This window comes from Shewanella oneidensis MR-1, assembly GCF_000146165.2.
GTDB classification, from domain to species: domain Bacteria; phylum Pseudomonadota; class Gammaproteobacteria; order Enterobacterales; family Shewanellaceae; genus Shewanella; species Shewanella oneidensis.
On record NC_004347.2, the window covers coordinates 594,204 to 611,972 of the forward strand.

Below are 17,769 nucleotides of genomic sequence, written 5' to 3' on the forward strand. Positions count from 1 at the left end.
GCCCAGTGATTTTACTGGGCGTTTGAATTGTTAGCTTAACCGAGTCTGATGTTGTTCAGTCTTAACTCCATCAAGGATTACACATGGCTCACCAGCACCATACGAATCGCATCAAGCTGCAACTGACTCGCATCGAGGTAAGTGGTTAGCTCTTGCATTTGGTTACGCAGGTATTCTAACTCTTCCTCACGAATATTGGGGTTGACCGCCTTGAGAGACTCTAAACGTTCGAGTTCGCCTGTAAGCTGGCTGGTCATTTTCTCGCGCGCTTGAGCCACTAACTCATTGACGGCCACTTGGGCATACTCTTCGCCTTTAGCAAATAACGGATGCAGAATTGGCTGTGATGCGGTGACTAACTTGCTACCAATATGGCGGTTTACTGCGCTTAACTGTTTGTCAAAGCTGGTGTAATCGACTTTAGCTGAGAGGTCGTTGCCATTTTTATCCAGCAGAATGCGGATAGGCGTAGGCGGTAGATAGCGATATAACTGGCTCGATTTAGGCGCAGAGGCATCCGCCATATAAATCAGTTCTAAAAACAGGGTGCCCGCAGGTAATGCCTTGTTTTTTAATATCGCAACACTTGTGGTACCAGTATCTGAGCCTGTGATCAAATCGAGCCCGGTTTGCACCAGAGGATGCTCTTGGGTGATCAGGGCGATATCATCACGGGAGAGTGCGGTATCACGGTCAAAAGTTACGGTCACGCCATCCTCATGCAGGCCAGGATAAGTCGGGAACATCATATGTTCGCTTGGGCGCAGAATGATAGAGTTTTCACCTTTATCTTCTTGATCAACACCGATAATGTCCCACAAACGGATCACTGAACCAATCAGCTTAGTGTCCTGATCGCTTTGGGCCAAACGCTCGACAATTGCTTTGGCTTTATCGCCGCCATGGGAGTTGATTTCTAGCAGTTTATCGCGGCCTTGTTCCATGGCGTGTTTCAGTTCTTTATAGCGGCTTTGGGTGTGATTGAGCAGATTGGTTAGCTCATCTTCATCACCGCCCACAAGGACATTTAACAATTCTTCGGCAAATTCACTGAAAAGTATATGGCCGCCAGGGCAGGTCAGCTCAAAGGCATTTAGACCTTGGTGATACCATTGGAGTAAACGTTCCTGCGCGGTATCTTGAAGATAAGGCAAGTGAATTTGGATATCGTTCTTCTGCCCAATACGGTCTAAACGGCCGATACGTTGCTCTAATAAATCTGGGTTTAATGGCAGATCGAACAGCACTAAGTGGCTAGCGAATTGGAAGTTGCGACCTTCGGAGCCGATTTCAGAACAGATTAATGCCTGAGCGCCGCCTTCTTCTTGAGCAAAGTAAGCGCCTGCTTTATCGCGCTCGATAATCGACATGCCTTCGTGGAATACGGTCGCTTGAATGCCTTCGCGGGTGCGCAGGGCTTCTTCTAAGCTCAAGGCGGTATCGGCGCCACTGGCGATGATCAGCACTTTTTTGCTGCGGTGCGATTTTAAGAATTCGATTAACCAATCCACGCGGGGGTCGAATTTCCACCAACTGGCGCTGTTATCTTCAAATTCTTGATAGAGCTTTTCAGGGCTTAAGGCTTGTGCCGCTTTCGCTTCTAAGCTTTTACGGCCGCCCATCATGTCGTTTACACGGGCCGCCGTGAGGTATTGCTCTGGCATGGCGTGGGGATAGGCATTGAAAATACGTTTCGGAAAACCTTTTACCGAGGCGCGGCTGTTACGGTAAAGCACGCGGCCAGTGCCGTGGCGATCGAGCAGCTCTTGCAGCAATTCGCTGCGCGCCGCTTGTTGCAACTCACTGTCGATCCCTTCGGCTTGAATTAACCGAATGCTCGGTGCTATGTCTTTTTCACTGAGTAATTCGGTTAAGCTGTTGATAGCATAATCGGATAATTTGCTTTCGCCCGCTAAAGCTTCGGCGGCAATGGCGACGTCTTTGTAGCTATTTTCTTCGGCAAGGAAGGCGTCGTAGTCATAGAAACGATCCGGGTCGAGCAGGCGCAAGCGCGCAAAATGACTCTCGTGACCGAGTTGATCCGGTGTTGCGGTCAGTAATAATACGCCCGGTACGACTTCGCTTAAGGCTTCCACTACTTGGTAGGCGCGGCTTGGGGCTTCTTCGGTCCACTCTAAATGGTGCGCTTCATCAACTACTAACAGATCCCAATCGGCATCAAGCGCTTGGTCGAGGCGTTTCTTTTTACGCAGTAATTCGAGTGAACAAATCACTAACTGTTCGGTATAGAAAGGGTTGTCGTGGTCAGCAAAGGCTTCAACGCAACGGTCTTCATCAAACACGGAGAAGCGCAGGTTAAAGCGGCGCAGCATCTCTACTAACCACTGATGGCGCAGGGTATCCGGCACAATAATCAATACCCGCTCGGCACGGCATGTCAGCAGTTGTTGGTGGATAATCAGACCCGCTTCGATGGTTTTACCTAAACCCACTTCGTCGGCTAGCAACACCCGCGGCGCATAACGGCGACCCACTTCATGGGCGATCCACATTTGATGGGGAATAAGGCCAACGCGTGGTCCTTGTAAACCCAGTAAATCCGAGGTGGCCAGTTGATGACGCAGTAACTGGCATTGATAACGAATACCAAAGCGGTCTAGGCGGTCAATTTGCCCAGCGAACAGGCGATCTTGCGGTTTGTTAAAACGAATATTGTGGTTTAACAGGGTCTCGCGCAGGCTGACTTTTTCGCCTGTCTCGCTGTGGATGCCGTGGTAGACGACTAGGTCGTCTTTTTCGGTGAGTTCTTCTACCGAGAGGCTCCAGCCTTCGTGGCTTTCAACCGTATCGCCTGGGTTGTATATGACGCGAGTCAGCGGGGCTTCGTTGCGAGAGAACATACGGTTCTCACCAGTCGCCGGGAATAACACTGTGACCATACGGCCTTCAACTTGTACGACTGTTCCTAAACCAAGCTCTGACTCGGTATCACTTATCCAACGTTGTCCTAAGGCAAACGGCATCTTAAATTCTCATCTCTGGCGGACTCTAACAAAGGGCGCGTATGTTATATCAATACTAGGGATATTTGAATCGCCCTCTCACCCGTTAGAGCCTAATTCTCCGCACAGAAGATTACAAATTGAACAGTGAAGAAAATTCTCTGTTACCGCTCGAGGTTTTGTCATGCTTCTGTCATATCGAGGGGCTTACACTGCTTTTGAGTCTCTGACTATTTGGTTGGCATTCAGTCAGAATGATGCCAATATTAGTGTAAGCCGCTTGCCATCTTTGTTAAGTAGAGGCTTGAACTTGAAGATCATTCTTCATCTAACGCCAATCAGCGAAGGAGCCATAATCACGACTGGAAACGAGAAGTAGCATAAAATAATCGAGCACTCTGGAGGCGCCATGGAACAAGACGACAGAAAGTTGTTTGTACTGGATACCAATGTGTTACTACATGAACCTTTGGCGATCTATTCGTTTAAAGAGCACGATGTAGTCATTCCGATGACTGTGCTAGAAGAGCTAGACCAGATTAAAGATCGAAAAAGTGATGTAAGTCGCGATGCGAGAGTCGCTATTCGGGCATTGGAAGATACCCTTGGCGGTGATACTACACCGGAACAAATTATTAATGGTGTCCCTTTGCCAAGTCGAGAAGGGCATGCCGATGCGATAGGCTCCCTTTCTATCTTCCCTGATCATCTTGTCGATTTTACCCTAGGCGCCCTGCCGGGGGATGGCAACGATAACCGCATTATCAATACCGCACTGCATCTACAAAACCTTCACCATCCGCGTACCGTAGTATTAGTCACTAAAGATATTAATATGCGCCTTAAGGCTAAAGGTGCGGGTATTCAATTGGTTGAGGATTATCGAACCGACCAGTTGATCGACGATATTCGTTTCCTCAGTAAGGGGTTTTACCAATTTCAGGGTAACTTTTGGGAGCATTTAAACAAGGTGTCCACCGAGCGCCACGGTCGGCATACTATTCATGAAGTGCCATTGAAAGATTTAGACAACGAACCCTTCTATATTAACCAGTATCTTATTGATACCGAATCTGATTTTTGTGGTCGCGTTACTGAACGCAGCGATACTCATCTGCATATTTTAGATTTGGGGCGCGAGCGGTTAAAAAACCTCGAAGCGTGGGGCGTTAAACCTAAAAATGTTTACCAAGGCATGGCGCTGCAAGCCTTGCTCGATCCCGATATCGATCTGGTGATCTTAACGGGGCCTGCAGGTTGCGGTAAAACCTTACTCGCTATGGCGGCAGCACTTGAACTCGTTGTGGAGCGAAACCGTTACGATAAGGTGATTGTGACCCGTAATACGCCAGAAATTGCTGAATCAATAGGTTTTTTACCCGGCACCGAAGAAGAAAAGATGATGCCTTGGCTGGCGGCAATCACAGATACTTTAGAAGTGCTACACAAGAACGATGTGAATCCTACTGGTAGCTTGAACTACATTATGGATAAGGCGAATATCCAATTTAAGTCGATCAACTTCATGCGCGGCCGCTCGATCCAAAACTCCATCGTATTATTAGATGAATGTCAAAACCTTACGGCATCGCAGATCAAAACCATGATCACTCGGATGGGGGAAGGCACAAAATTGATTTGTTGCGGTAACTTAGCGCAAATCGATTCGAATTATCTCACCGCAGTGACCTCGGGGTTAACCTATATCGTTGAGCGATTTAAAGACTTCGAAGGCAGCGCAAACCTGTATCTGAATGGCGTTGTTCGTTCACGCTTGGCCGAATACGCCGAAGAACATCTCTAGTGATGAGGGCATGCTGACCTTTCGAGATGATATGTTGTTCGTTCTGGCGCCATTAACTCTATTGTTACAAAAGGTCTCACTTGTGGGGCCTTTATTTTTACGCATTTCTATGATTTTTCAAGCAACTAATCATAGACTTTGACAACCGTCGTACGGCAATTATTTGATGTGACACGGTGTTTCTTCCTGCTAGTATATGACCCACGTATGAATCCCGTAACTTTTGCCATCGATGGCTAAAATCAGGCGCTGCAATCAAGGGTAGTGGATGAAATCGACTGAGCCGGATCTCCAGCTAAAATCGCCGATCCAAAAGAATTATAACCGTGCCGTTTTTATACCTACATCGGCGTGATTATCATGTCGTTGCTGACGGCGTGGATGTTTTTTGACCGCCAGAAGACCCAGCAGATGGAGCAGCGCGAAGAGCAGGTCGAGCGCCACGTATTGCAGATCGACTTATTACTGGAGTCGAGCATCCGCGCAGTGAAGAGTTTGCGGGACGTCGCTGTGGATCACCTGCGTTTAGGTGAGCTAGTGCGTAAGGAGCGTTTACCGCAGTACGGCAAATTTAACGAAAGTGGTCAGTACTTTACCTTAGAGCCTAACTACGCCAAGGGTGGCAAGCCGTTCACTAATATGGGGCGGATCACGGGTGCGGGTTCCCTCGATGGTCGCAGCGATAAGTTTTATCAAGAACTTGAAATGCTGTTCGAACTATCACTGTCCTTCCCTGTCGCCAAAGAAGCCGCACCCAAAGCCTCGGCCATTTATTATTTGTCACGCCAGCGAATGATGTCCTATTTTCCTTGGACCAATGACGATGAGCGCTTTAGGGATGAATTGCTCAACAAAAAACAATTCCAATACGCCACGCCGGCAATGAATCCGCAACGCAGCGTGTTTTGGAGCGAAGCCTACGTCGACTCAACGGGTAAGGGATTACTGACGACCTTAGGGGTACCCGTTTATCTTGACGATGAGTTTATGGGCTCGATTAACCTTGATATGACCTTGGCCTCGCTGGCGCGGCAAATTCGGGTGTATTTTAAAATGCCGGGGACGGTGATCCTGCTCGATCAACAGAATAATATTTTGTCCCACAGTGATTTCGATGGCTCCGATATCAATCGGGTTTACCATATCAGCCAGCGCATTCCCTCAGAGCTGCATTCTCTGCCCGAGTCTGAATTATTCGACGCCCACGAAGGGATTATTCGCAACGGTTACTATATCCACTCGGTCGCACTGCATAATGCGCCTTGGCGCTTGTTGTATCTGCAAAATGAGGACGATCTGTTCCAAGATTCGGTCGAAAAACTGCAGCTGACTTTTATCTTGGTGGTTATTGCCCTGTCGGTACTGGTGACCATAGTGCACTGGCAAACGCGTCGCTCCTTCGTTAGCCCCGCCTCTCGTTTGTTATCGCACTTAGAAGGCTGCTCCCAAGAGCCACGTAAACCGCCGGAAAAAATTACCCCAGGTTGGGAGCCTTGGTTCCTACTGGTGAGCCGAATTTTTGAGGAAAACAAGCAATATACTCATCATCTGGCCGAGCAGAATAAGCGACTTGATAAACTGGTGGCGCGCCGCACCGAGCGGCTAAAAGATGCCACCGAGCGCCGCGAGCGTGAATATGCGCTATTGCGATCTCTGCTTGACTCCATTCCTGAGGCCATTGTCTTTAAAGATAAAGAAGGGAATTACCTCGGTTGTAACAAGGCTGCTGAGCGGATGCTGGGTTACACCGAAAGTGAAATGATCGGTCTTTCGTCGGAGGATTTAACCTCGCCAGAGATGGGCATTCGTATTCGCGCCGAAGATGCGCAGATTTTAAAAGATCGCACGCCGCTACGTTATCAAGAGAAGGTCGAATTAGCGGGTAAGCCCGTGCTGCTCGATACCCTTAAATTGCCTTTTTACAACCGCCGTGGCGAGTTGCAAGGTCTGATTGCCGTGTGGCGTGATGTGACACGAGAGTACGAGTCCGCAGAGCAGTTACGCCTTTCAGAAGAGCGTTACCACTTAGCTATGGATGCGGTAGAAGACGGTCTATGGGATTGGTATCTGGATTCGGAGCATATTATTTGCAACCCGTCCTATTATTCGATGTTGGGTTATAAACCCAATGAGTTTCCTGCATTAGTGTCGGCGATCGACCAACTCACTCACCCTGACGATAGAATTCGGGTCGAAGAGTACCGTAATCAGTATCTTGAAAACCCAGTCGATGCTTACGAAATCGAGTTCCGAATCTTGGGCAAAAACAGCAGTTATCATTGGGTGCTTTCCCGTGGCCGGGTGGTGGAGTTTACCACCGATGGTCAGCCTAAGCGTATGGTTGGTACCCATAAGGATATTACCCGCCATAAGAGTAACGAAGTGGCGCTCTTGGAGGCGAAACAGGACGCAGAATTGGCGAACCTGTACAAGAGTGAATTCTTGGCGAATATGAGCCATGAAATCCGTACGCCGATGAACGCCATTATCGGTATGTTGCAGTTAGCACAGCGCACTTCATTGACGGCGCAGCAAAAAGATTATCTCGAGAAAGCCGGTTTTTCGGCGCAGTCATTGCTGCGAATTATTAACGATATTCTCGACTTCTCTAAGATTGAGGCCGGTAAATTGGAGCTGGAACGCGTGCCGTTCCCGCTGGATAAGGTGCTCGATCATGCCCTCGATCTCAACGCGCTCAAGGCGCAGGAGCAAGGTGTTGAATTATTGCTGTATGCGCCTGTAACTGCGGGATTAATTCTTAAGGGCGACCCGCTGCGTCTAGGACAAGTGCTGATCAATTTGTTGTCGAATGCAGTTAAGTTTACTCAATCCGGTGAGATTGAATTGGGCTGCGAAGATGTGGGCGAGCGAGATCATCGGATTACTTTAAAATTCTGGGTGCGCGATACCGGCATCGGGATCAGTAAAGATCAGCAGGAAAAGTTATTCGATGCCTTTGCCCAAGCCGATGGCTCAACTACCCGTAAATACGGCGGTACGGGATTAGGTTTATCGATCAGTAAGCATTTGGTCTCCATGATGGGTGGCAAGATGCAAGTGCAGAGTGAGTTAGGTGTGGGAAGTACCTTTAGCTTTACCATTAGCTTCGAAATAGCTGAAGAAGCGAAAATCGAGCCTTTGGTTGTGCCTGAAAAACTCAATAACTTACGTACCCTGGTGGTGGATGATAACCCGACGGCACTGCAAATATATTCGGCACTAATGCGCGACTTCCACTTTGAGGTGGATACCGCTGCGAGCGGTGCTGAGGCACTGTACAAGTTGTCGCGGGATCCAATCGATTTATTATTACTCGATTGGATGATGCCAGAGATGGATGGTAGTGATGTGATCAGTGCCATCGATACTATGGTGGCCGAAGGTCGGATCGCGAAACGGCCGATCATTATTATGATGACAGCCTATGCGGCAGAGCCTTTGCTGCATGAAGTGGATAGCGCCAACGTATTTGCCGTATTACAAAAACCCTTTAAGGCTTCGAGCCTGTTCGATGAGATTATTGCTGCCTTTGCCGACGAACCAAGGCTCAATGTCGTACAGCCTATCGCTGAAGTGGCGGTAGAAGAAGGTGAGCACACAGGCTTAGTGCTCTTGGTGGAAGATAACTTTATTAACCAGCAAGTGGCGACTGAACTGTTAAAGAGTGCGGGCTACGAAGTGGTCGTGGCGGGGAATGGTCAAATTGCCCTCGATATTGTCGACTCGCGGCCTTTCGATGCGGTATTAATGGATATTCAGATGCCAGTGATGGACGGCTTAACCGCGGCGCGTGCACTGCGTGAACGTTATAGCGCCGATGTCTTGCCGATTATCGCCATGACGGCCCATGCGATGTCAGGTGATCGGGAAAAGAGTCTCGCCGCTGGGATGAATGCTCATATTACTAAGCCGATAGTGTTAACAGAGCTATTTGAAACCTTAACTCATTGGATTAAACACAAGCATAATCACCGTTAATTGTTCGCCCGGGGCCAATGATGACCCCGCGTGGTCATGTTTTAGATGAACACGTATACCCAACAATCTTAAGATGCTGAAACTTGTGCCTTAATGTTGCCTGGGTATATCGCCATTTCAGGAGGAAAGATGAAACCCCACAGTCTAGCACTCGCTATCCTGCTCTTAGGTTTGCCCACCCTTAGCGTTGCCGCTACTCTGCCGAGCACTCAAATAGTTAAACAGAGCCAAGTGGCAAAGGGATTTTTTAATTTTTACTATGAGCCGAGCGAAGGCGAGTTATACCTTGAGGTGAGCCGACTGAATCAGCCCTTTTTATTGGTGACAAGCTTGCCTGAAGGTGTGGGTTCTAACGATATCGGCTTAGATCGCGGGCAATTAGGTCAAACCCGCATGGTGCAATTTGAGCGCCAAGGCCCTTATATCCAGCTTAAGCAATTGAATACTCAGTATCGTGCTAATACCCAAGATGCCGCTGAAAAACGGGCTGTAGAGGAGGCCTTTGCCGATTCGGTATTGTGGCAGGGCAAATTGCTTGAAGGTAAGCCTGATATGGTGGCGATCAGCGAGCTGGTGCTTAATGATTTACACGGTGTCTCAAACGTGTTGCAACAAACAGGGCAGGGTAATTATCGCCTTGATTTCACGCGTTCAGCCATCTTACCCGCTGGGGTGAAATCCTTTGAAAAAAACAGTGATGTGGATGTTCAGCTTACCTTTAAAGGCGATGTCGCGGGTGAGCAAGTCGCTAAGGTGACGCCTGACGGTACATTCATGTCGGTGCGGATGCGTTATTCTTTTGTCGAGCTGCCAGAGGATGGGTATCAACCTCGTGCTTATCATCCTATGAGCGGCTATCTATCCGATGAGTACCGCGACTATGCAACGGATTTTTCTGAGCCTCTAGTACAGCGGTTTATTTTGCGCCATCGTCTACAAAAGGTGAACCCAGGCCCAGCCCCCAGTGAAGTGGTTAAACCTATCATCTATTACCTCGACCCTGGTGTACCTGAACCCATTCGCTCGGCGTTGCTTGATGGAGCGCGCTGGTGGGAAAGTGCTTTTACCCAAGCTGGATTTATCAATGGCTTTAAGGTGGAATTGTTACCGCAGGATGCTGATCCTCAGGATATCCGTTACAACATGATCCAGTGGGTACATCGCGCGACGCGGGGCTGGTCCTATGGTGCAGCACTCACCGATCCGCGTACTGGCGAAATAATTAAGGGTCAAGTCACCTTAGGGAGCTTGCGGGTGCGCCAAGATTATTTGATTGCCAAAGGACTCACTGCAGGGTGGAAGGATAGAGCTGCCGCAGAGAAGGCGGCTAATGAGCTGGCTTTAGCACGTATCCGTCAACTCGCCGCCCACGAGGTGGGCCATACCTTAGGGTTAGATCATAACTTTGCCGCCTCGAGCAATCAGGATGCTTCGGTGATGGATTATCCCCATCCTAAGATCCAACTTAAAGATAAAGATATTGATATTTCAGCACCTTATACTGTGGGTGTCGGCCCTTGGGATAATTTTACCATCGCCTTTGGTTATAGCGATGAAGGTGACGTGACGGCTCAGCAGGCACTGCAAAATCAATTGCTGGCCGAAGTCGCGCGCAAGGGGCTACGTTACATTGGCGAAACCGACTCGCGTCAAAAGGATGCTAGCCATGCCTATGCGAGTTTGTGGGACAGTGGTGACGATCCTATCGCACAATTGGTTGAACTCAATAAAATTCGCCTTAAGGCCATCGAAGGCTTTAGCAGAACAGCCTTGTTGCCACGTGAGCCGCTCGGGGAATTGGCCGATGCTTTTGTGCCTATCTACTTACTCAACCGTTATCAAATTGAGGCCGTTGCCAAATTTATTGGTGGTACTGACTATAACTATCAGTCTGCCGGTGACGGAAGTCGCTGGAGCTACATCGCGCCGCCATTACAATTGTCGGGACTCAATGCCCTATTAAGCACCTTAGATGCGGCCAGCTTAACGGTTCCTTCAGCATTATTGGAGACTTTAGTGCCTAAGGCGGGTAATTATCAGTTAACTCGGGAGTCCTTTGAGTCGGGGCTGGGCGTGGTCAACGATCCCCTCGGTATGGCAGAAGTGTCAGCTCGCCATACCATAAGTTTACTGTTGATGCCAAAACGCTTAAATCGTGTGAGTCAAGCGTCGATGGTTGATAACGAGCAATTGTCGGTCGAGACGTTACTGAATAAGTTGTTTGCCGCGACGCTGTATCAGGAAGATAAGCTTGGTTTGGTCGAAGGTGTGTGGATGCGCGTTAATGCCGTGGTGATTGATGAACTGTTGTCGACCTACCATGATCCGCAGACTTCGGCGGAGGTGAAGGCAGCGATCTTAGAACGTGCTCAATTTGTGCTAAAGCAGTTCAAAGCCAAAGCCAACCGCGCTAATGCTAAAGTGGCTGCGCACTATAATTGGTTGGAGCAGGGACTCACTGCGGGACTCTTGGATGCCAATAAAAAGCTTATTCCTAAGCCCTTAAGCTTACCGCCAGGCTCGCCAATCTAGTCTTCGCTTTGAATAAACACAACAATAGGCGCTACCCAGTAGGGTTAAGCGCCTATTTCTTTGGGATTTTTAGGGTAAAAATACTCAGGCTTACGTTCAATATGGGTAAAGCGGCGGGTATTTTTATAGGGCAGTTTCATAAAGCCTGAAACGCCGTGACCTTGAATTTTGCCAACATAATGCAGAATGCGGTCAAGGCTGGCACGAAATGCCGCCTGTTTACGCGGATTGAGCAACTTTAAATAGCTATGGATTTTTAAGTGGTTCGGCAGGGCTTCAAAAATAATGCAACCCGTATGGTGGATTTGGTTAATGCGCGCCAATTCCTCCATGATTTCACTCGGCAATTCAAGGTTTTCATCCGGATCTTTGCCGTCTTCGAAGTAAGAATGTAGCCGCGATTTATCTTCGAGGGTCGGCACATCGCCCACTTCGAAGGGCAGTTGTAAATCAGCACTAGCGACAAAAGGTTTGTTGGTGTTTTCGCGCTCGATATGCAGCGTGTCTCTAGCGTTAAAAAAACAGGCCTTAAAGACGCCGATTCGTTTAATTCCCCGTGCTAGGGTCACCATATTATTGACGGCAATGATAAGGGCGCTTTTTTGTTTGGCGTCGTAAACGGCAAGATTGGAATCAATAAACACGCCGGTTTCTTGCCAATGGATCGCAAGCCCTCCAACTATGGGGTATTGACCGAGGCGACCTACGGCGGCGATAAAGCCTTTTTCGGTATCGCCCATTCCCGCTAAAAAATTGCGGTAGTACTTTTCCAGTTGAATATCGTCCATCTTGGCGATGGGATCTTGGGCATTATGTTCTTTTAAGAATGATTTTCGTGAACTGTAACTGACTGTTTCGACATCTTTTTCACGGGATTGGACCCAGACAGGAATGTCCCCCATCAGCTCAGCTTTTGGCAATTCAGGTAAGTGCAATCTATGGCTATGGCGCATGCTTTTTAAGAAATAATCCCCCGCCAGATTGCGTTGCACTGCATCGCTACTGAGCATTCCCTCTAGGGTTCGAGCTAATTCCATCGGTAAGCCGATGCTGGTGGGCGGGATCACCTGCGCGCCGAAACGACTCGCTTGCCCTGAGGCTAAGGCATACAAGGTCGCAGCTACGCCTTGTTCATCAAAGCGTGGGCTTGAGAGTGCGCCGTTTAATTGTTCTTCTCCGATAAAATACACATCTCCCATGCGGGCGTTGGTATGCTGTTGATCGCTCGACATCAGCGTCATGACATTATCTTCAACGGCCTTATTGTGCTCATTGCGTTGTGCAAACACGGCGGAGCCCCAGTCGATTAAGGATAAATGTTGGCTTTCAATATCATAAACAAGATTAGAGGGTTTAATATCGCCATGAACCAAGGGTTTACCTGTACGCAAATAGTAGAGAATATCGGCTAACTGGCGGGCGATGCTCATTACCATCGCGGGGGGCAAGGCGCCCAAGCGGCGGCAAAGTTGCTCCAGATCTTCACCTTTAGCACGCTCCATTACCAAGATCCCTTGTTTACCGACTCGTTCAAATTTGATCGCCCCAGGGATATTGGGATGCTTGAGTAAGGAGAGCATAAAGGCTTCTTCTTCTAAGCGATCTTGAATGTGTTGCGGTAGATTAATTCTTGAAAATTTAAAAACATGGGCTTCATCGGCTTGGTTTATGCCCGCAAACACAAAGCCGTATGCGCCTTTACCAATAAATTCAATCTCTCGGTAGCCCAACTTACTTAACTGTTGTTTACATAAGCGGATCCACGCCTTGTGCTTACGGGCATCGTTAGCTTTGAGCAAGTAAATCGATTGCTCTTCGGAAATGTAAAAATGTTGTAATTGGGGTGTTTGCAATGCGAGGCTCCTTGTTTGGGTTATTTAAACAGTAAGCGGGTCTGTTAAGCAAATCGGAGCGGTGATTTATTTTATGGGGATAAAATGCGCGATGTTTGCGGCTTACCTATCCCATCATTTCGTCGCTGACTTTGATTTATATCAAGTTAAATCGTATCGAGTCTAGGTAATCTTAAGCACATTGGATTGGGATATATTTTGTTAAATTTCCCGTGGACAAAGTGGATTTAAGGATGGCATATGCCCGCCCCAGATAAGGCTTTATTGATCGAGCTATTAGAGTTTCCGCGTAAGCGAATTTTGCAGTCAATGGAAGTAACTCATTGTCCTCACGCGGTATTTTTTAATGATAGTGATGAACAGTGCCTCACTTGCCACCAAGGTATGGAATGTATCTGGATGAACCAGAATGATGAGCTGGTGGCAGTTGAACAAAAATCCGTACCCGAACTAAAGCAGCAATTGCTGATAGCCGTCGACTTTATTGATTCTTCACTCAGCCCACATCACCTCTCCCGTCGCCAATGCCAATGTGACAACTGTGCTTGGCTACGCCGGGTGCAAGAAGCATTGTCTTAATCATTAACTGTTTCCATCGCTATGATTAACTTGCTGTATTTGAGATTTTGCATCCACTCGTAAATGCCATTAGAGTAAGGATAACTTTAGCCTTTTGAGATATACCTATGGAACCTGGTTTTTGGCACGAGAAGTGGCAGCAACAACAGATTGGTTTTCATCAACAAGACGTTAATCCCTTCCTCGTCACGTATTGGCATCAATTGGCGCTTCCCGCTGATGCCAAGATCTTTGTGCCCTTGTGTGGTAAGTCTTTAGATATGTGCTTTTTAGCTGAGCAGGGGCATCAAGTGATTGGTTGCGAGTTGAATGAACTCGCCGTGCAGCAATTTTTTAGCGATAACCAACTACCGATGCAGCAAAGTGCAGAGGGTGAGCACCAGCATTACCAGACTGAGCAGATAAGTTTATATCAAGGGGATATCTTCACGTTACCCCAGTCGATTACCGCTGAGGTGAGTGGTTTTTATGACCGCGCCGCCTTGATTGCTTGGCCCGAAAGCATGCGGGCGCAGTATGCAAAACAGTTGGCGTATTTATTACCGCAGGGCAGTGTAGGCTTGTTAGTGACACTCGATTACCCACAGGAGGTCTTAAGTGGTCCTCCTTTTGCGGTGTCACCTACTTGGGTTGAGACGCATTTAAGTGAAGATTTTGAAATCCAACCCTTGGCTTGCCAAGATGTATTGGCTGATAACCCGAGGTTTGTAAAAAAAGCAGTTCCTTGGCTGAATGAGGCTGTGTATTTATTAAAACGGCGATAAACAAGGCCGAATAACAGTATCAAAAAGCTGAGTGTTAGCGTTACATCCCATTGAACTCAAAGTGTTTATGATATTTGGGTGGCGTGGGATGTGTCATTAAGGAGTCATGTATTTGTCGTAAGATAGGCCTTGGGGTTGTTGCGGCAAAACCTTAACGCTGTAAATGCATGTGAACCATGCACATTGGTTGGAGTAAAAGTTAACAAGGAGCTGGGGCGAGACGTTAAGCGACTTCGTAGTATTTAGGTTCAATTTCCAGTTGATTCTGGATGATTTGTACAGCCATTCTCGCGCATTTACCGCATTGATCGGCAACGCCTAAACGCTTTTTAACGTCAGCAAGACTCGTGTCGCCTTGGCTTACCGCGTTTTTGATTTGCGTATCTGTGATGGCGTGACAAAGGCAAACATACATTTTTGAGAACTCCAACATAAGTTGGACTAATTCTAAATGAAAACGCTTATCAAATGCAATATTGTTGGTGGTCTAGTTTTGCCAATTATCCGTTTTGTTACACTCAGCATGTATTTTGAGCTAAGCTCAAAATACATGCTGCAGGGAAAAGAGTTTAAACCAAAACGGATGACTGAGTTTGTATCAGGGAGGGATAGCTCATGGATGACTGAATCATAAATTCATAATCGTTCCAAGGGTTATCATGAGAAAAAAACTGCCAGTAACACAACGTGAATATGACTATCCAGCAGACTGGATTTTACTGTCCACCACTGACACCCAAAGTCATATTACCTACGCCAATCAATCCTTTTGCATGGTTGCGGGATATACGCTCAATGACATGTTGGGGCAAACCCACAATATGGTGCGCCATCCTTATATGCCTCCCCAAGCTTTTGAAGACCTTTGGAAAACCATCCGTAAAGGTGAGCCTTGGAAAGGCATAGTTAAAAACCGCTGCGCCAATGGCGACCATTATTGGGTTGATGCCTATGTCTCACCCATTATGATTAATGGTCAGGTGGCGGAGTTTCAATCGGTGCGCACGAAACCCAGTCGCGAACAAATCCAACGAGCAGACTCGGCCTATGCTGAGTTAAATAAAAGCGGCCATGTTAACGCATTGAAACGAATCTTGGATATGCCAACTAAGCTGGCGCTTTTGGGATTAGTTGCTTTGTTGCCCATGCTGTATTTGGCGCTGCAAATGGGGGCTATGGGATTTGTGGCTCTTGCCATCAGCGTCTTAGTGCTTTTTATTGGCGGTAATTTGATTTTAGGTCGGTATCGGGCTTTAGTCGCTAAGGCGAAGAAAATCTACGATAACCCTTTAATGGCATATATCTACACTGGACAATCAGACGATCTTGGCGCGATAGAGCTAGCGTTGCAAATGCAAAACTCAGAGTTAAAGTCTGTGTTAGGTCGTGCCCGTGATTCCTGCGATAAAGTGACTCAAGAAGCTAAAGTGTCAGCGGCAAAAGGCGAAGAAATCCAAAGTACGAGTCAGTCTCAACTTGCAGAGATAGAACAAGTTGCGACGGCAATGCAGCAAATGACGGCGACTCTTGTTGATATGTCATCTAACTGTGCCGATGCTGCGAGCGCTTCGCAGATGGCGTCGGAGCAAACAATCAACGGCGATAAAACCGTGGTAAGTACCATTCATTCTATTCAGACCATGGCGCAACAGTTGCACGCAACATCGAAAGTGATCACCGAATTAGAAGGGCATAGCAAAGATATCGGCAGAGTACTGGATGTGATCCAAGGCATTGCCGAGCAAACAAACTTATTGGCGTTGAACGCCGCTATTGAAGCGGCGCGTGCGGGGGAGCTGGGACGAGGTTTTGCTGTGGTTGCTGATGAGGTGCGGGCGTTAGCGAAACGTACCCATGATGCTACCAAGGAAATCCACAGTATGATTAATCTATTGCAGTTGGGTACGAATAAAGCTGTGCGTAGTATGCATGAAGGGGTTGAAGCCGCCTCTGAGTGCATCACAACGGCAGATTTAGCCGGCGCTGCACTGCGTACCATACGCGAGGCCATCGCGACCATTACCGATATGAATCACCATATTGCCAGTGCGGTGGAGGAACAATCCAGTGTTGCTAACGAGATGAATCGCAGTGTGGTGAATGTGTCGCAATTTACCCATTCTAGCCACCAACTCGGTTGTGAGATGGTCGGCCTTAATGACGAAGTGATTAGCGAAATGGATTCCCACACTGTGTTGGTCGGACAGTTTTTAAAACGCAGTTTTAAAGTTTAGTATCGTCGTTATCTAAGAGTTTGAATCAAAAGGCAATCAATCTTTGATTGCCTTTTCTTTTCTGCCTGAGGGACAGAGCCTCGATTAATAGCCCTGAGTAAAATCCACCTGATTTTGTAGCGGCTTTGCCGCGATATAGCGACGATAGTTATCGCAAAAGATGCTGACAATTTGCTCTGGATGGCTTGGTGCCGAGATGTGGGGCGTGATGATGGCGTTGGTTCTTTCCCAAATCGGATGAGTTGCAGGGAGCGGTTCCTGCATGAACACGTCAAGAATTGCCTGCTGCGCAGGATGGGCAATCAGCTGGGCGTTGAGGGCATCGAGATCGAGTGCATCACCGCGGCCAACATTCATCAAAATAGCATCGGCTTTGAGCTTAGCGAGCATTGACTCATTCAGTAACTGGCGCGTTTCTGGTGTGCTTGGCAGTAAGTTAGTGACGACATCACTTTGGCCTAAGGCTTGGGCTAATTGCGACAGCGGTAAAATCACATCAAAGCCTTCGACCTCTCGGGCGCTGCGGTTTACTCCAGTGACATGCATGCCAAAATGTTTAGCCGTCTTGGTAACATGTTGTGCGATGGAACCCGTCCCTAAGATCAAAAGCCGCATTCCTTGTAGACTGGTATGGCGCATTGCACCTTGCACTTGCCAATATTTTTGCTGTTGTTGCTGCTGGTAAAAATGATGCCCTCGCACATGGGCGAGCAGATAACCAAACAGATACTCACTCATTAAGGGGCCGAAAATCCCTTTGATGTTGGTGAGTTGATAATCTTTCCTCGCCCTTGGCCCCATGAGGGCGTCTATGCCGGCAAAACTCGATTGCAGCCATTGCAGTTGCTTTGCATGGGGCAATAGTGGCGCGGCAAGTTTTGGCTCGGCAAGCCAGATATTGGCTTGACTAATATTGGCGGGGTTATCATCAAGCAACTCAAGCCCTGGCAGCTGCTGCGCTTCAATGAGTTGGCGATACTGCTCATTTACCTTCGTCAGTAAGAGTAACTTGTGCCCCATGGCGTCTCCCTTTATGCTTGGTTGTCGTTATTTTTCAATATG

9 protein-coding genes and 1 pseudogene are annotated in these 17,769 nt (G+C 47.9%); 6 read left to right on the plus strand and 4 right to left on the minus strand.

Features of this window, described 5'->3' with window-relative positions; genetic code table 11:
- Positions 1-77: 77 nt before the first annotated feature.
- Positions 78-2,984 (minus strand): RNA polymerase-associated protein RapA, encoded by a 2,907-nt coding sequence (gene rapA, locus SO_RS02730; protein WP_011070913.1) that lies wholly within the window; start codon positions 2,982-2,984, stop codon positions 78-80.
- A gap of 388 nt (positions 2,985-3,372) precedes the next feature.
- Between rapA and SO_RS02735 the strand changes: the two genes are divergently transcribed.
- From SO_RS02735 to SO_RS02745, 3 genes and pseudogenes are all read left to right on the plus strand, one after another.
- Entirely contained in the window at positions 3,373-4,767 is a 1,395-nt protein-coding gene (locus SO_RS02735; RefSeq protein ID WP_011070914.1) for a PhoH family protein, read from the plus strand.
- 268 nt (positions 4,768-5,035) lie between these two features.
- Positions 5,036-8,745 (plus strand): annotated as a pseudogene (locus SO_RS02740) (response regulator).
- Between the two features lie 129 nt (positions 8,746-8,874).
- The gene (locus SO_RS02745; protein WP_011070915.1) at positions 8,875-11,277 is read left to right on the plus strand and encodes a zinc-dependent metalloprotease; all 2,403 of its coding nucleotides are present in this window, start codon (positions 8,875-8,877) and stop codon (positions 11,275-11,277) included.
- Between the two features lie 44 nt (positions 11,278-11,321).
- On the opposite strand, the gene SO_RS02750 is transcribed toward SO_RS02745, so the two are convergent.
- Complete coding sequence (locus tag SO_RS02750; protein WP_011070916.1) at positions 11,322-13,130, minus strand: protein kinase domain-containing protein; 1,809 nt, start codon at positions 13,128-13,130, stop codon at positions 11,322-11,324.
- A gap of 240 nt (positions 13,131-13,370) precedes the next feature.
- On the opposite strand from SO_RS02750, the gene SO_RS02755 reads away from it, so the two are divergent.
- Positions 13,371-13,709, plus strand: coding sequence for a hypothetical protein (locus SO_RS02755; protein ID WP_011070917.1), 339 nt, complete (start codon positions 13,371-13,373; stop codon positions 13,707-13,709).
- Positions 13,710-13,816: 107 nt separating this feature from the next.
- Positions 13,817-14,473, plus strand: coding sequence for a thiopurine S-methyltransferase (locus SO_RS02760; RefSeq protein ID WP_011070918.1), 657 nt, complete (start codon positions 13,817-13,819; stop codon positions 14,471-14,473).
- Between the two features lie 223 nt (positions 14,474-14,696).
- On the opposite strand, the gene SO_RS02765 is transcribed toward SO_RS02760, so the two are convergent.
- On the minus strand, positions 14,697-14,888 hold the full coding sequence (locus SO_RS02765) for a bacterioferritin-associated ferredoxin (protein WP_011070919.1): 192 nt from the start codon (positions 14,886-14,888) through the stop codon (positions 14,697-14,699).
- Between the two features lie 244 nt (positions 14,889-15,132).
- Here SO_RS02765 and SO_RS02770 point away from each other — a divergent pair, with 244 nt between their 5' ends.
- Positions 15,133-16,707 (plus strand): methyl-accepting chemotaxis protein, encoded by a 1,575-nt coding sequence (locus SO_RS02770; protein ID WP_011070920.1) that lies wholly within the window; start codon positions 15,133-15,135, stop codon positions 16,705-16,707.
- 84 nt (positions 16,708-16,791) lie between these two features.
- Here SO_RS02770 and SO_RS02775 read toward each other — a convergent pair whose 3' ends face one another.
- On the minus strand, positions 16,792-17,727 hold the full coding sequence (locus SO_RS02775) for a D-2-hydroxyacid dehydrogenase (protein WP_011070921.1): 936 nt from the start codon (positions 17,725-17,727) through the stop codon (positions 16,792-16,794).
- Between the last annotated feature and the right edge of the window lie 42 nt (positions 17,728-17,769).

What these genes read in the sequence shown, in the direction of transcription:
- rapA (WP_011070913.1), bottom strand. Translation starts at nt 2,984, where the DNA reads ATGCCGTTTGCCTTAGGACAACGTTGGATAAGTGATACCGAGTCAGAG.
- SO_RS02735 (WP_011070914.1), top strand. Translation starts at nt 3,373, where the DNA reads ATGGAACAAGACGACAGAAAGTTGTTTGTACTGGATACCAATGTGTTA.
- SO_RS02745 (WP_011070915.1), top strand. Translation starts at nt 8,875, where the DNA reads ATGAAACCCCACAGTCTAGCACTCGCTATCCTGCTCTTAGGTTTGCCC.
- SO_RS02755 (WP_011070917.1), top strand. Translation starts at nt 13,371, where the DNA reads ATGCCCGCCCCAGATAAGGCTTTATTGATCGAGCTATTAGAGTTTCCG.
- SO_RS02760 (WP_011070918.1), top strand. Translation starts at nt 13,817, where the DNA reads ATGGAACCTGGTTTTTGGCACGAGAAGTGGCAGCAACAACAGATTGGT.
- SO_RS02765 (WP_011070919.1), bottom strand. Translation starts at nt 14,888, where the DNA reads ATGTATGTTTGCCTTTGTCACGCCATCACAGATACGCAAATCAAAAAC.
- SO_RS02770 (WP_011070920.1), top strand. Translation starts at nt 15,133, where the DNA reads ATGAGAAAAAAACTGCCAGTAACACAACGTGAATATGACTATCCAGCA.
- SO_RS02775 (WP_011070921.1), bottom strand. Translation starts at nt 17,727, where the DNA reads ATGGGGCACAAGTTACTCTTACTGACGAAGGTAAATGAGCAGTATCGC.